Origin of the sequence: Pseudomonas sp. B392_1p, from assembly GCF_052245235.1 — a bacterium.
Taxonomy (GTDB): Bacteria; Pseudomonadota; Gammaproteobacteria; order Pseudomonadales; family Pseudomonadaceae; genus Serpens; species Serpens gallinarum.
The window spans coordinates 107,699-121,957 of record NZ_JBQPXM010000009.1; the positions used below are offsets into that span (position 1 = coordinate 107,699).

Below are 14,259 nucleotides of genomic sequence, written 5' to 3' on the forward strand. Positions count from 1 at the left end.
GAAGAGACGATCTAAGCGCGTCAGCTTTTATACCTGAAGCGCTTAATACCAGTTGATGCGGGTTGGCACCCTGTTTCCGACATCATAATTTTACACGAGGCCGTGTCAGATTCCTGACCAAGGCAATGAATACACCAAGCATTCCCCCAAGCACTGCCCCTAACGCCATAATCAATGTCCGCTTAGGCTTGAGACGATTCAAGGGCTGCTGGGCCGGCTGATCCAGTCGGGCCAATTGCAACGTTGAGGCGTCAAAATTAATGCCATCCAAGCGCGCCGCCTCCTCACTCCACACCGCAAGCTCGTCGAGATAAAGATCTTCGTTTTCGCGCTGCTTGAGCACCTCGACCTGACGATTATGCTTGAGCATATCCAGTTTCTTTTGCAGTTCGCTGATGCGCGGCTCTATGAAATCATCACTGGCTCGTGCTTGTAACGCCTCACGTTCAGCACTAAGAGCAGCAACTCCCATGAAATACAACGGAATTTCACGGCTATTGATTTCAGTACGTACTCCCCCTCCAGCCGATGAACTGGACATCGCCGAAGGCGAAGTCGGCGTGCGAATCCCCAGGGATTTGGCGATCTGGATGGCTTCATCCAGTTCCTTGATTCGGTTTTCGCGACGCATTTTCAGACCATCACGCAGCGCACGCAGCTCATCCTCAAGCAAGGCACGCTCCAGAGCGGCCTGCTCGAGCAAGCTGGCTATCTGAGCATTTTTGCTGGCCTGATAACTAACGCGGGCCGCTTCGATCTTCTGTTCCAGATTGGCCTTGCGGTTGGCAATCAGGACCTCGAGATCTTGTGAAACTTGCTTGCGCTCCTTTTCCAGAATCTTCGCAACAAAGCCGTTCACCACCCTGACCCCGTCCATATTTTCGGGATAGGTCAACGCCAAGCCAACGTACTCGCCTTGATCCTTTTTGGGATCCGGATAAAGCATTGTGAAAGATTGGGCATTGAACTCTTCGAACGCTTGCTCTTGGCTTCGGCCTTCCCGGGCCAGATCAGCAAACAGATCAGGGTTTTCACGAAAGAACTCCAAACGCTCGCCGTAAGAGGACAAGCCTGCCGAAACCCGGCGCAAGGCATCACTCGGCTTGAGTTCGTACACACCCGTACTGTTCAAAGCATCGAGCATACCCATCTCAGTGGGACGCAGGATGCTTTGCACCCGATAATAAGAGGTGGCCGTGAAGGCATAAATAGCCGCAATCAGGGTGACCAGCGCCGCAACCCCAACGATCAGCCAGCGCTGGCTCCAGAGGGATCGGCACAAATCCAACAAGTCAATTTCGTCATTATTATTCTGTGTGGCTCGCATAGGCGTGTTTTGCATTATTTGCGGACTCCAAAAACAACGAACTGGTTTACCTCCTTGCTACAAACCAGTATTCAAAATCTGAATCTGCTGCTCTTGCCTGCAGATCACTAAGGATGCGCTTAGACTCTAAGCCAGCCTGGGCAGTTCAACTATTTTCAGCAAAATTCTTTTGCCAAAACAATGACACTTTTCACGCCAAGCTCTTGGCGCATGCAACCAATAAGCCAACTATCTATTTATTCAGGGGAAGGGTAGTGAAGCTGCAAGCGAAGGACTGCTAAAGCGAGGCGATTTGGAAAGCGGCGAGACGCTGATCACTTATCCTGACTCAATTGCTGAGCCAATTGCCGTTGGCAAGCAGACATCTCCCGCCGTGTATTCCGCAAGCGCATGCGCAAACGAGCAAGACCAATGCTGCTCAGCAGTGGCCCGACTAACAGACCAGCGAGGAAGCTCAGCACAAGAAAACTGGCCAAGGGCAGCATGGCGGTGCTTTGTCCGAACAGTGTCAGCGCAACCAGCTGGCGGTTTTCCAAGATGAAAATAACGATAAAGAGGCCAGCCAGCAAGGCGGCAACACCCAGCAATATACGTCTGATGATGTTCACGAGAAGGATCCTCGGCTAGCTGGGGGTAGCGGGTTATTCGTCTTCATTCACCCGATCACGCAATTCCTTACCGGGCTTGAAGTGCGGCACGAATTTGCCATCCAGGCTCACGGACTGCCCGGTCTTTGGGTTTCGACCGACCCGTGGGGCGCGGTAATGAAGAGAGAAGCTGCCAAACCCTCTAATTTCGATTCGATCCCCGGTGGCCAGAGCCTGTGACATCTGCTCAAGCATGGTCTTGATGGCCAGTTCGACATCTTTCGACGAGAGCTGCCCTTGTTGCGTGACAATCCGTTCGATCAACTCCGACTTGGTCATGGTTTTCCCTTCTTTTTCAAGCGGCTAGACCAACATTTGCAATTGGTTTTAGCATGCTGAACAGAATTTGAACAGCCCAGGCCGAGTTATTGGAAAAGTGATGATCGGGAATGGCGACGCAGGCACGGCCTTGCGTCATTGCAAAGCTGTGGCCTGGTTTGCGACGGTAAGGTTATTCGATCTCGCGGCGAAACGGCGGTAACGCATTGAGAATCGCCTTGCCATAGCGCTGGGTAACCACACGGCGATCCAGTAAGGTGATGGTGCCGCGATCCTGCTCTGTACGTAACAGACGACCGCACGCCTGGACTAGCTTGAGTGAGGCATCCGGCACGGTGATTTCCATGAAGGGATTGCCCCCACGCGCCTCGATCCATTCGGCCAAGGCCGCTTCAACCGGATCATCCGGTACCGCGAAAGGTATCTTGGCGATCACTACGTGCTCGCAATAGGCACCGGGCAAGTCGACACCCTCAGCAAAGCTGGCCAAACCGAACAACACACTTGGCTCGCCATCATCAACCCGCGCCTTGTGCTTGTTGAGGGTCTCCTGCTTGGACAGGTTGCCCTGGATCAACACCCGCTTGCGCCAGTCCCGCTCCAGGCCATCGAACACGTCTTGCATCTGCTTGCGCGACGAAAACAGCACCAGGGTGCCGTGCGCACCGTCCACCAGGCGTGGTAATTCGCGAATGATCGCTGCGGTATGTGCGGTGGCATCTCTCGGGTCCGCCTTGAGATCAGGCACGTGCAAAATACCGGCATCGGCATGGGCGAAGGGGCTGGGCACCACGGCGGTAACAGCAACGCGGGGCAGGCCGGCACGCATGCGAAAACGTTCGAAGCTGTTCAACGCCGTCAGCGTCGCCGACGTTATCAGGGCGCCATGGGCCACATTCCACAGGTTACGGCGCAAGGTTTCGGCGGCCAGAATCGGGCTGGCGTTGACCTCGATGTCATACAGCGCGCCCGTTTCAGCCAGGGTCAGCCAGCGTGCCATGGGGGGGCTGTCTTCGGGATCCTCGACGGTGAAAGCGGTCCACAGCTCCCAGTTGCCTTGGGCCCGACTGAGCAGGCTACCAAACAGCGGATACCACTCCTCGGCCTGGGCACTGCTCAGGCCGTTGCCGGGTTCGTCGTCCATGGATTCCTTGAGCAGTTCGGCGATCCGGGTGAACAGGTCGGTAAGTTTGGCAAAGCCCTTTTTCAGTTCACTACCCAGCTCGATCAAGTGCTCTGGAACTACGCCGCCGACAAAACGATGGCGCGGCCGTTCGCGGCCTTCCATGTCCTCGCCGGTCTTGAAGTCAGCCAACTGTTCGCAGGCGGCAAACATGAATTGCTGCTGGCTGCGCAGCTCACGGGCCAGTTCCGGCACACCTTCGATCAACCGGCCCAGTTCGCCAGGCAAAGGATGCTGAGCAAGCAGTTTGGCGAGATTCTTCTCTACCTGGCCGAGCCAGTCAGCAGTGGAGCGCAAGCGTGAAAAGTGGGCAAAATGATTAATAGCCTTGTCCGGCAAATGGTGGCCTTCGTCGAAAACGTAGATCGTCTCGCGCGGGTCCGGCAACACCGCGCCGCCGCCCAGAGCCAGATCGGCCAGCACCATGTCATGGTTGGTGACGATCACGTCGACCTTGGTCATGCCTTCGCGAGCCTTGTAGAAACTGCACTGCTGAAAATTCGGGCAATGCCGGCCCGTGCATTGGCTGTGATCGGTGGTCAGTCGCGACCAGTCAGTATCGGCCAACTCCTGCGGCCAGCTGTCGCGGTCGCCATCCCAGCGGTTGCCGGCCAGCTTTTCGATCATCTGGGTGAACAGTTTCTGGCTGGCTTCGTCTACATCAAGCTTAAAGCCTTCCTCTTCGAACAGTTGTGCTGTGGCACTTTGTGCATGCCCTTCCTGTAGCAGCAGGTCGAGTTTGGACAGGCACAGGTAACGGCCACGGCCCTTGGCCAGCGCAAAGCTGAAGTTCAAGCCACTGTTGCGCATCAGGTCCGGCAAGTCCTTATGGACGATCTGCTCCTGCAGGGCCACGGTGGCGGTGGCGATTACCAGGCGCTTGCCGGCGGCCTTGGCGGCGGGAATCGCGGCCAGGCTGTAGGCCACTGTCTTACCGGTACCGGTACCGGCTTCCACGGCAACGATAGCCGGCTCGCCGTCCCGGCGTCCTTCATCATCGGTGCTGATGGTGCCAAGCATTTTGGCCACTTCGGCAATCATCAAACGCTGGCCGTAACGGGGCTTGAGGCCCTTGGCTTCAAGAAAGCGGGTGTAGGCGCCCTGAATCTGGGACTTGAGTTCGGTGCTGAGCATGGGCGCGGAGCTGTATATATTTTCAGTGTTTCACAAGGGACCGCTATGATAGCGCGCCCCATCCATCAGCGGAGATTTACCGATGAGTTCGTTTGCCTTGCTGTACGCCTTGCATCTGCTAGCCGCCCTGATCTGGGTAGGGGGCATGTTCTTCGCCTGGATGATCCTGCGCCCGGCAGCCGGCGCTGTCTTGCAGGCACCGGAACGTTTGGGGCTGTGGGCCGAGGTCTTTCCGCGTTTTTTCCACTGGGTGTGGGGAGCGGTGGTCATACTTCCCGTCACTGGCGTAGGCATGTTGCATCTGCGCTTCAGCGGTTTCGAAACAGCACCGACTTATGTACACCTGATGATCGGCCTGTACCTGGCCATGCTGGCCCTGTTTTTACGCGTCAGCCTGTTGCAGGTCCCGCAACTGCGGCGCGCCGTGACGGAGCAGAACTGGTCGGCGGGCGGCGCTACGCTTGGTCACATACGGCGCCAGGTAGGCGTGAACCTCATGCTCGGCTTGGCACTGATGGCCATTGCTGGCGCCAGACCACTGCTGTAACCGCCTTCCGGGCAAGCTCCTCGCCAGCGACGGGGAGCGCTGCCCGGATGGCAGCCATCACTGCATCTGCGCTTCGACGGCAGCCTCGACGCGGCGGTTGATAGCGCGACCTTCTTCGGTCGCGTTATCCGCCACTGGACGCGCCTCGCCATAACCGATGGCATCCACACGTCCGCCTTGTACGCCGTACTGGTTGACCAGCACTTCACGCACAGCCATGGCCCGACGCTCGGAAAGCTGCTGGTTATAACTGTCGGTACCCACCGAGTCGGTGTGTCCTTCCACCACCGTGGTGGTCTGTGGGAACTGCTTCATGAATTCCGCCAGATCGCGGATATCATCAAAACTACCCTCCTTGACCACCGCCTTGTCGAAGTCGAACTTAACATCCAGTTCGACCCGGACCGTTTCTGCGACCGGCTCAGGAGCAGGCTCCGGAATCGGTTCAGGCTCGGTATAGGCCACGACCTCTTCGCCCTGACCGTGCACCCAGCAGTAGCCCCCCGCAGTAACCGCAGCGACGAGCGCACCCCAGCCCGCATAGCTGCTGCTTTCAAAAGCACCCAGCGCCGCACCAGTGACACCACCGAGGGCTGCACAGGTAGGCCAGTCACTTTTTTGTACGCCCGCGCAACCGCTCAGCACGCCGGTTATTACCAACAACGGTACCGCTTTCCTTACGATGCTCATGGATGCCTCCTGATGAATCGGCTCGAACCGATACCCAGCAGTTAAGACAGCGCAACGGAAGTACGCTAGGCGAGATGTTTCACCGCCCCGAGCCATGGATACCCCCGGCACTTCAATACTCCGCCGGGCCGCATCTTGTTAGTCGAGAACAGGCTCCTCGAGGTTCCCTGCAAAGTGGCCGGCGCGCATATTCGGGGCCTTCGCGCAGCAGCGACTGGTTGCGCATTCCTTGCAATGGTTAATTGGGATACAGTCGCTGGCCAAACAATCAACCGCATCCGTACTGAATCACTGGTGGCAACCATGAGTCCCGCCTGCCCCTGCGCCAGTGGCCTGCCACTGGCAGATTGCTGTAGCCCTTATCACACTGATATTCCGGCGCCCAGTGCCGAACTGTTGATGCGCTCGCGCTACAGCGCTTATGTGCTGGGTTTGATTGACTACCTGGTGGACACCACGCTACCAGCCCAGCAAGCCGGACTGGATCGCGCCGGCATGGCGGCCTGGAGCGCGCAAAGCGTCTGGCTAGGGTTGGAAGTGGAAAACGCTGAAGTACTTGGCGGGCAGCCCGAACATGCCTTTGTCAGCTTTACCGCGCGCTGGCACGACGGCGAGGGCGAACACCATTCCCATGAACGCTCCGCCTTCGTTCAACACCAGGGCCGCTGGTATTTTATCGACCCCACGGTGCCACTTAAGGCGGGACGCAACGACCCCTGTCCCTGTGGCAGTGGGGAGAAATTCAAGAAGTGTTGCGGCCCGTTTGTTTAAGCGGTGACCCGCACTCGCAGCACTAATCCAGTACGCGCAAATGGCTACTGTCCGGCACGCTGGCCACTACCGGCTCGATCCGCTGTCCCAGATCGCTGCCCACGGGCAGCAATGCCAAGGCACTCACATGAATGGCCGGTGCCGTTGGCGACGGTGTGACGTCTTGCAAATCGGCTCCCACCGGCGCCAGCCCGAAATCCGGCGCTTGCACAGCACTGAAAGCCGCCATGTACTCGTCGCGTGGAACGACTTCGAGACGTCCCGGAGCTGGGACTGAGACCGACCTTGGCTGCGCCGTATACGCAGACTGCTCAATCTCCTGGGGTAGTTCAGCGTCTTGAGGACAGACCTCAGCCACCGCACCCGCCCGCGCCAGTGCCGCGCGGTATTTTTCCGCCGCCACCTCATCAAGGTTGTTCTTGATCACCACACGACGTCCGGAGAACAACGCCTCGATACGGGATTCATCAGCCTGGAACAGCTGTGCCAGATTCGCCCTGACTCGAGCGGGGTCGACTCCCGGTTGCAACCGACCAGCAAAAGCGACTTCATAGCGTTTCATCAGCCCACCTGGCCTATTCGTCTCGTTCGCAGTGCAGTATGGCGCAGCCTTTTCGCCCGCTACAATCGATTGCAGCCCAGCTTTTGCTTGTTACACTGCGGTCCTTCCTTCGGAGCCAAGACATGTCCTTGCAGGCACGAACAATAAGAATAGTCAGCGTCAGCCTGTACGCCGCCCTGCTGTCCCTGCTCGGCGGCTGTTCAACCTGGATGGGCAGCAACTATCAGGATCCTGATGTGCAGTTGCTCAATGTCGAGGTCATCGAGGCCAAGTTGCTGGAACAGCAATTTCGCCTGAACTTTCGCTTTACCAACCCCAACGACCGCAGCCTGCCGATTCGTGGCATCAATTACAGCTTGCAACTCAATGAACTCAAACTGGCGGATGCCGAGTATGAGCGCTTCTTCATCGTGCCGGCGCACGGCAGCAAGATCGTTCAGGTAGCCTTGCATACCAACCTCTGGCGACACATGCGCGACCTGATCAAACTGCTGGAAAAACCTGACCAGCCGATTCGCTATCAGCTTCAGGGCGTGATCAAAACAGGCTTGATGCAAGGCAGACGCGTGCACCTTTTGCGCAACGGCGAGATAATCCCCGGCGATATCATTCCGGAGTAGTTCCATGTCCCAAGAACCCCACGTCCACGGCCCCGATTGCAACCACGATCACGATCATGGTCATGAACACCATGTCCACGGCCCACACTGCAATCATGGCCCCAGCGAACCGCTGCGCAATCCGCTCAAGGATGTCGGTCGCAACGACCCCTGCCCCTGTGGCAGCGAGAAGAAATTCAAGAAGTGTCACGGTGCCTGATCAGTGAGCCCAGCGTTGGTTTGGAGCCTGCTTGCGCTTGCCTTGCTGATCATCGCAGGCCTCGCCGCGTATGCCCTCTGGCTATGGCGGCGCGTCTGGCATCAACAGCGCCGGCAGACGGCTGCCGAGCAGCGCCATCATGAGCAGCTGGGTGGGGACTTGCGCATTCTGGCCGGCAGCCTGCTTGATGAGCAGTTGCCGCTGATTGAAGGCGCCATCCGCATCAAGGTGCTGATGGACAACTATGATCCCCAACTCAGCCAGGATCCGCGTTGTGCAGTGTTTCATCAACTGTACGCAGCCACGGCCCATGTGCCGACCCATGGGGATTGGAAGGCTCTGGATCGCCGTGAGCGGCAACGCTATCGCAGCCAGTTCAGCGAGCTGGAACTGCAGCACAAGGCGGCCGTCCGTGCCGCTTCTCGCTGGCTGCTCAATGATGCACTGATCAAGAACATCAGTCCGTAATCGCTTCAACCAGGCTCAAGCCCCGCTTTTGGGTTGGGGTTTGCGTCTGGTGTATTGCTAAGCTGGCGATCCGACTTCGTTGCACAAGGAACGCCGTGCATGCTGCCCCGCCCCTCTTGCCTGCTATCTCCCCTTGCGCTCTGCGCCGCCCTGCTGACAGCACTGACCCTGAGTGGTTGTCAGAGCCTGCTGGATGCCCGCTACCGCAACAGCGTGCCGCCAACCCAGGGTACCCTGACCTTTCATGAACTGGCCGACAGCGCTTCAGTGCGGCGCAATGCATTGGGCATGCCGCTGATTGAAGCGCACACCTTGCCCGATGCGCTGTTCACGCTGGGCTACGTGCATGCCAGCGACCGCCTGAGCCAGATGGTCGGCATGCGCCTGATGGCATCGGGGCGCCTGGCAGAAATGGTCGGCCCCGGTGTACTGGACATCGACCGTTTCATGCGCACGGTGAACCTGCGCCAGAGCGCCGAGGTACTGTATCGCCATGCGTCGCCGGAACTGAAAGCGCTGTTCGCCACCTATGCCAAGGGCGTCAATGCGTATCTGTCTCAGCATCGCGACACGTTACCGATGGGCCTGGCCGAGTCCGGCCATCAGCCCGTCGAGTGGCAGGCCAAAGATTCGGTGCTGATCTTTTGCCTGTTGAATTTTGGCCTGGCGGTCAACCTGAGGGAAGAAATCGCCGCCCTGGTGCTGGCACAAAAAGTCGGCACTGAGAAGCTCGCCTGGCTGCTACCTGTTTACCCCGACGAACCGCTGCCCTTTGACGAGGCAGACAAGCTCAAAGGACTTGACCTGACCGGCCAGATTCCTGGCCTGGCGGCCCTAGAGCAGACCGCCCGCCAAGTTGCCGGCCTGAACATGCTCGGTGTGGCCGCCTCCAACAACTGGGCGGTCGCGCCTTCGCACAGTCGCAGCGGCAAGAGCCTGCTGGCCAATGACACCCATTTGCCCCTGGCCATGCCGTCCATGTGGAATTTCGTGCATCTGCGCACCCCGCACTTCCAGGCCGCCGGCGTCTCGGTCGCCGGTGTGCCTGCGGTGGTGGCCGGTTACAACGGCGCACTGGGCTGGGGCATGACCATGGTCATGGGTGACAACCAGGACCTGTTTCTTGAACGCCTGAAGGATGACAACGGACGCCTGCAGTATTTGGCCGATAGCCAGTGGCAGCCAACCCGTGAGCGCTACGAGACGTTCTTCATCAAGGGCCAGAAGCCGGTGCGCGAGTTGATACACGAGACCCGCAACGGCCCGCTGCTCAACGGCGCGCTGCGCAAGTCCAAGCACACGCTGCAGCCCCAGGCGCTGACCAGCCGCTACGGCCTGGCCTACCGCAGCGTGCAATTGGAAGCCGACCAGAGCCTGGATGCCTTTTTCAACCTGTCCATGGCAAAAACGGTGGACCAGGCTTTTGACGCCACCCGCGACGTTCGCGCCATGTCGCTGAATATCGTCTTTGCCGACGCGCAGAACATCGCCTGGCAAGTCACCGGGCGCTACCCCAGCCGCCGTGCCGGCCGCGGTCTGCTGCCTTCGCCCGGCTGGGATAACGCCTATGCCTGGGACGGCTTTGCCGACCCGGACCTGCACCCCTACGATCAAAACCCTCAGCAAGGCTGGCTCGGCACCGCCAATCACCGCAGCGTGCCCAGCGGTTACGGCGTGCAATTGTCCAATTCCTGGTACTACCCGGAGCGGGCGGAACGCATCGGTCAGTGGCTCGATGGCGCCCGCCGTCATGACATCCAAGGCACGATTGCCATGCAGTACGACCAGTCCAGCCCCTTCGTCGCCAAACTGCAGGCCATGCTCACCGAGCCCGGAATGGCCAAAGCACTTGAACACACCATCCAGGCCTTGCCTGCAGCACAGCGCAGCCAAGCCCGTGAAGCTTTGGCTCGCCTGCTTGCCTTTGACGGCCTATTGGCCAGCGACTCTGCCGATGCCGCGCTCTATGGCGCGTTCCTGCATGAAAGCTCCCGACAGACATTCCTGGACGAGCTTGGACCTGACGACAGCCCTGCCTGGCAGGCCTTGGTCAGCGTGGCTGATAGCTCCTATTCGGCCCAGGCCGACCACTTGCTGGGCCGCGACGACAGTCCGTTCTGGGACGACGTCAACACAGCCGAGCATGAAGACAAGGCGGCCATTCTCGCCCGCAGTCTGGCGGGCGCCGTGGCGCTGTTGGAAAAGCGCCTCGGCCGCGACCGCAACGGTTGGCAATGGGGCGCGTTGCACCGCTACACCTGGACCACCGACGCCAGCAAACTGGCCCCTTACATGAGCGCGAGTCAACGGATCGGCACACGAGCACTGGACAGTTATCTAAACCGGGGGCCTTACCCTGCCGGAGGCGATCACAGCACCCTGAACGTTTCGGCGTACCAGTGGGGTCAGAGTTTTGATACCTGGCTGATACCTGCCATGCGCATCATTGTGGATTTTGGTCACGACGAACCGTTGATCGGCCTGAACAGCAGCGGTCAATCCGACAATCCGGCCAGTCCCCATTACGCCGACGGCATCGATGCCTGGCGCCAGGGCGATTATCAGAGCTTTCCGTTCAAGGCCGAAAATCTTCAACAGACCTACGGCACTGAACGCTTGATATTGCTCCCTGCCCGCTAAAAATAACGACCCGCACCCCGAGTAAGGGATGCGGGTCGTCAGCTGGCTATGCCTGGGTGATACCGGTGATGGTGATGCCATACAGCTCCGAGAGCAGTACAGCCGGCCCGCGCAAATCTCCATCCACCTCGCTGGGTTCCTGAGCCTCAAACTGCTGGCGGGCCCACTTCAAGGTATGCCGAACGGCCTGTTCCAGGTTGGGTTGTTTGGCCGATTCGATTTCCAGAGTGGCGGTGTTGTTGTCTTTGTTGTAGGTAATGATCCATCGGGCCATGGTCTGCCTCCTTTTTATAAATACTCTGCAGTACTCAACTTCAGCGTAGGCTCTCACCATTAATTCGCCCGTTTGAATAGTTTTTGCTCAGGCGATGGGCTTGGGCGGCGGCTCATCCGGTATGGTCGGCTCACCGGGCTCGCCTGGATACGGTGGCGGCCCGGGAGGCGGCGGTTGCTCCGGGTCACCAAATACGTCCGCCCCGTTAATGAGAACCCTCCTCCCAACGACTGTCTGTTGCGTGTGTGAAGTCCGCATTACACCGCCCTCCTTTGTGGGTGATCTCAGACATAGAGCCCGACATCAGCAGGGAATTCCCTTTTGCCGGTGAGTGACTGTAGCAACGTTGGGCGCTCGATCGCCCACTGCTTTATCATCTGCCCCGCCCTGTCGCGGATGATTGGTATGCCCAGACACTTGTTAGCCTGTGTTCTCTTCACAACCCTGTTCACTGCCGCCGCTCATGCCGCACCGGCTCCCTGGTTCAGCTGGGAAAGCCTGCTCAATGGCCAGCGGATCTGCGCACAAACCAGTCCCGGTCCGGGCTGGCGCAAGGCCGCCGGCCCGTTTCGCAATGCCGCTTGCCGCCCCACCCAACACGTGTCAGCGCAGTGAGTCACTCCGCCATGCATTGCATCACACCGATCGGCCACGTCCGCTCCTGCTTCAAGGAGAAATTCGCCATTCCGCGCCAGCCACAATTGGCGCCCGCTGCCCGTGGCGTCCTGGAACTGGTCGCGCCGTTCGATCAACCCGAGGCTGTGGAGGGCCTTGAGCAGGTCAGTCACGTCTGGCTGCTGTTCCTCTTTCATCAAGCGCTGGAAGACACCCCGCGCCTCAAAGTGCGCCCGCCGCGTCTGGGTGGCAACCGCAGCCTCGGTGTGTTCGCCACGCGGGCGACCCATCGTCCCAATGGCATTGGCCAATCCGTGGTGCGCCTGGACAAGGTCGAACCCGGACGCCTGTGGCTGTCGGGTATCGATTTGCTCGATGGCACACCGATTGTGGACATCAAACCCTACGTGCCCTATGCCGATTGCCTCCCGTCTGCACACAACAGCATCGCAGCCGATGCGCCGCAGCCAATTGCCGTGGACTGGACGCCCACCGCACTGCTCCAGGCAAGCGAACATGCCCAGCGCCTGACGGAGCCCTTGGTGGAACTGATCGAACAATGCCTGGCGCAAGACCCGCGCCCCGCCTACCAGAAACCCACGCCCGAGCGCCGTTACGGCGTGGGCTTCTGGGATGTGCAGGTGCGCTGGCACTATCCGCAGCCAGGCTTGATTCGCGTGTTAGAAGTGGTCAGCAACCCGGATTGATCACACAGATCTCGGCCTTGAACTGGCATCCCACCGGCACTACGCTCAGCGAGCTGTCTTCCTCCTGAGGGCGCCCGCCATGGGCCGAACACCTCTGCCCGGACCACTGAATTACCTGGCCCGCCATCCTTCGGCCCTGCTGCTGCTCATTCAGCTCCTCGGCGTATTGCTCTATCCGTGGATGGAAAACACCTCATTCGGTCGGGCGCTGTTCGGTGCCTTCGGCCTGGTTGTTCTCGGGGCCACATTGCGCCTGGTTCGCCGCAGCGCGGCACAAGCCTGGATCGGTTTTCTGCTGGCGGCGGTGGTGCTTAGCCTGTGGGCCCTGAACCTGTTTGCCACCCGCTGGCAGCTGACGCTGGCCATCGCCATTCTGGAGGGTGCTTTCTACCTCTACGCGGCGGGCAGCCTGATCAGCTACATGATGGAAGATCAGCGCGCCACCACCGATGAGCTGTTCGCCTCCGGTGCTACCTTTACTCTGCTCGCCTGGTCATTCGCCTTTTTCTACAACGCCTGCCAGATTCTGATTCCCGGCAGTTTCGCCGCGCTGGTCGAACCTGAAGCGGCCCGCACCTGGATGGAGTTGCTGTACCTCAGTTTCGTCACCCTATCCGGCGTCGGTATCGGCGATATCCTGCCGCTCAATCCCATGGCGCGCGCGTTGGTCATGCTGGAGGCGTTTGCCGGGGTAATGTACATCGCCCTGGTGGTCTCCCGGCTGATTGGCCTCACCATACTCCGCCGTTAACGCCCATAAAAAAACCCGGCAAGCCGGGTTTCGGAAGTATTCGTTACGGTCACTTCTCGACGAAGGCACGCTCGATCAAGTAATCGCCTGGGTCGCCCATACGGGCCGAAGCCGTCAGGCCAAAGCTGTCGAGGGTTGCGCTGGTGTCGGTCAGCATGCTCGGGCTGCCACATATCATGGCACGGTCGTCCTGCGGATTGATCGGCGGCAGGCCGATATCACTGAACAGCTTGCCGCTGCGCATCAGCTCGGTGAGACGGCCCTGATTACGGAACGGTTCGCGAGTCACCGTGGGGTAATAGATCAGCTTGTCGCGCACCGCGTCGCCAAAAAACTCATTTTGCGGCAACTGTTGGGTGATAAATTCCTCGTAGGCGACTTCGCTGACGTAACGCACGCCATGGACCAGGATCACCTTCTCGAAACGCTCATAAGTTTCCGGATCCTGGATCACGCTGATGAAAGGCGCCAGCCCCGTACCGGTGCTCAGCAGATAAAGATGCTTGCCCGGCTTCAGATCACTCAGGACCAGGGTGCCGGTCGGCTTCTTGCTGACCATGATATTGTCGCCTTCCTTGAGATGCTGCAGGCGCGAGGTGAGCGGGCCGTTCTCTACCTTGATGCTGAAGAATTCCAGGTGTTCTTCATAGTTGGGGCTGGCAATCGAGTAGGCACGCATCAGCGGACGCCCATTCGCTTCCAGGCCGATCATCACGAACTGGCCATTTTCAAAACGCAGCCCCGGATCACGGGTGGTCTTGAAGCTGAAAAGGGTATCGTTCCAGTGGTGAACACTGAGCACACGCTCGACGTTCAGATTGCTCATGGTGGTCCTCGTAGGATGC

General features: G+C 59.2%; 16 protein-coding genes and 1 pseudogene. 9 read left to right on the plus strand and 8 right to left on the minus strand.

All coding sequences use genetic code 11. The features are described from left to right. Positions 1 to 82: 82 nt before the first annotated feature. The 4 genes from ACTV8E_RS13950 to dinG form a co-directional block, all read right to left on the minus strand. On the minus strand, positions 83 to 1,342 hold the full coding sequence (locus ACTV8E_RS13950) for a Wzz/FepE/Etk N-terminal domain-containing protein (RefSeq protein ID WP_443199875.1): 1,260 nt from the start codon (positions 1,340 to 1,342) through the stop codon (positions 83 to 85). A 299-nt stretch (positions 1,343 to 1,641) separates the two neighbouring features. Next, positions 1,642 to 1,935, minus strand: coding sequence for a lipopolysaccharide assembly protein LapA domain-containing protein (locus tag ACTV8E_RS13955; protein WP_443199876.1), 294 nt, complete (start codon positions 1,933 to 1,935; stop codon positions 1,642 to 1,644). A gap of 33 nt (positions 1,936 to 1,968) precedes the next feature. Further along, on the minus strand, positions 1,969 to 2,253 hold the full coding sequence (ihfB, locus tag ACTV8E_RS13960) for an integration host factor subunit beta (protein WP_251836949.1): 285 nt from the start codon (positions 2,251 to 2,253) through the stop codon (positions 1,969 to 1,971). 172 nt (positions 2,254 to 2,425) lie between these two features. Further along, entirely contained in the window at positions 2,426 to 4,570 is a 2,145-nt protein-coding gene (gene dinG / locus ACTV8E_RS13965; RefSeq protein ID WP_251836950.1) for an ATP-dependent DNA helicase DinG, read from the minus strand. A gap of 82 nt (positions 4,571 to 4,652) precedes the next feature. On the opposite strand from dinG, the gene ACTV8E_RS13970 reads away from it, so the two are divergent. After that, positions 4,653 to 5,117: a CopD family protein gene (locus ACTV8E_RS13970; protein ID WP_251836951.1), complete on the plus strand. Its 465-nt coding sequence runs from the start codon at positions 4,653 to 4,655 to the stop codon at positions 5,115 to 5,117. Positions 5,118 to 5,174: 57 nt separating this feature from the next. Here ACTV8E_RS13970 and ACTV8E_RS13975 read toward each other — a convergent pair. Further along, positions 5,175 to 5,534, minus strand: a pseudogene (locus ACTV8E_RS13975) (OmpA family protein); the annotation flags it as partial. A gap of 576 nt (positions 5,535 to 6,110) precedes the next feature. Between ACTV8E_RS13975 and ACTV8E_RS13980 the strand changes: the two are divergent. Next, entirely contained in the window at positions 6,111 to 6,578 is a 468-nt protein-coding gene (locus ACTV8E_RS13980) for a YchJ family protein (protein WP_251836952.1), read from the plus strand. 22 nt (positions 6,579 to 6,600) lie between these two features. On the opposite strand, the gene ACTV8E_RS13985 is transcribed toward ACTV8E_RS13980, so the two are convergent. Continuing rightward, positions 6,601 to 7,140, minus strand: coding sequence for a hypothetical protein (locus ACTV8E_RS13985; protein ID WP_251836953.1), 540 nt, complete (start codon positions 7,138 to 7,140; stop codon positions 6,601 to 6,603). A gap of 122 nt (positions 7,141 to 7,262) precedes the next feature. Here ACTV8E_RS13985 and ACTV8E_RS13990 point away from each other — a divergent pair, with 122 nt between their 5' ends. From ACTV8E_RS13990 to ACTV8E_RS14005, 4 genes are all read left to right on the plus strand, one after another. Next, a complete protein-coding gene (locus tag ACTV8E_RS13990) occupies positions 7,263 to 7,760 on the plus strand; it encodes an LEA type 2 family protein (RefSeq protein WP_251836954.1) in 498 nt (165 codons plus the stop codon). Between the two features lie 4 nt (positions 7,761 to 7,764). Then, complete coding sequence (locus tag ACTV8E_RS13995) at positions 7,765 to 7,959, plus strand: SEC-C metal-binding domain-containing protein (RefSeq protein ID WP_251836955.1); 195 nt, start codon at positions 7,765 to 7,767, stop codon at positions 7,957 to 7,959. A gap of 3 nt (positions 7,960 to 7,962) precedes the next feature. Further along, positions 7,963 to 8,427, plus strand: coding sequence for a DUF2489 domain-containing protein (locus ACTV8E_RS14000; protein ID WP_251836956.1), 465 nt, complete (start codon positions 7,963 to 7,965; stop codon positions 8,425 to 8,427). A 99-nt stretch (positions 8,428 to 8,526) separates the two neighbouring features. Then, positions 8,527 to 11,067: a penicillin acylase family protein gene (locus tag ACTV8E_RS14005; RefSeq protein ID WP_443199877.1), complete on the plus strand. Its 2,541-nt coding sequence runs from the start codon at positions 8,527 to 8,529 to the stop codon at positions 11,065 to 11,067. A gap of 46 nt (positions 11,068 to 11,113) precedes the next feature. Here the strand turns inward: ACTV8E_RS14005 and ACTV8E_RS14010 are convergent, their stop codons facing one another. Beyond that, positions 11,114 to 11,341, minus strand: a complete 228-nt coding sequence (locus ACTV8E_RS14010) for a hypothetical protein (protein WP_251836958.1) — start codon at positions 11,339 to 11,341, stop codon at positions 11,114 to 11,116. 405 nt (positions 11,342 to 11,746) lie between these two features. Here ACTV8E_RS14010 and ACTV8E_RS14015 point away from each other — a divergent pair, with 405 nt between their 5' ends. From ACTV8E_RS14015 to ACTV8E_RS14025, 3 genes are all read left to right on the plus strand, one after another. Further along, the gene (locus tag ACTV8E_RS14015) at positions 11,747 to 11,956 is read left to right on the plus strand and encodes a hypothetical protein (protein ID WP_443199878.1); all 210 of its coding nucleotides are present in this window, start codon (positions 11,747 to 11,749) and stop codon (positions 11,954 to 11,956) included. 11 nt (positions 11,957 to 11,967) lie between these two features. Beyond that, a complete protein-coding gene (tsaA, locus tag ACTV8E_RS14020) occupies positions 11,968 to 12,663 on the plus strand; it encodes a tRNA (N6-threonylcarbamoyladenosine(37)-N6)-methyltransferase TrmO (RefSeq protein WP_251836960.1) in 696 nt (231 codons plus the stop codon). 79 nt (positions 12,664 to 12,742) lie between these two features. After that, positions 12,743 to 13,414, plus strand: a complete 672-nt coding sequence (locus ACTV8E_RS14025) for a potassium channel family protein (protein WP_251836961.1) — start codon at positions 12,743 to 12,745, stop codon at positions 13,412 to 13,414. Positions 13,415 to 13,463: 49 nt separating this feature from the next. On the opposite strand, the gene fpr is transcribed toward ACTV8E_RS14025, so the two are convergent. Continuing rightward, positions 13,464 to 14,240, minus strand: a complete 777-nt coding sequence (fpr, locus tag ACTV8E_RS14030; protein WP_251836962.1) for a ferredoxin-NADP reductase — start codon at positions 14,238 to 14,240, stop codon at positions 13,464 to 13,466. Positions 14,241 to 14,259 lie beyond the last annotated feature (19 nt).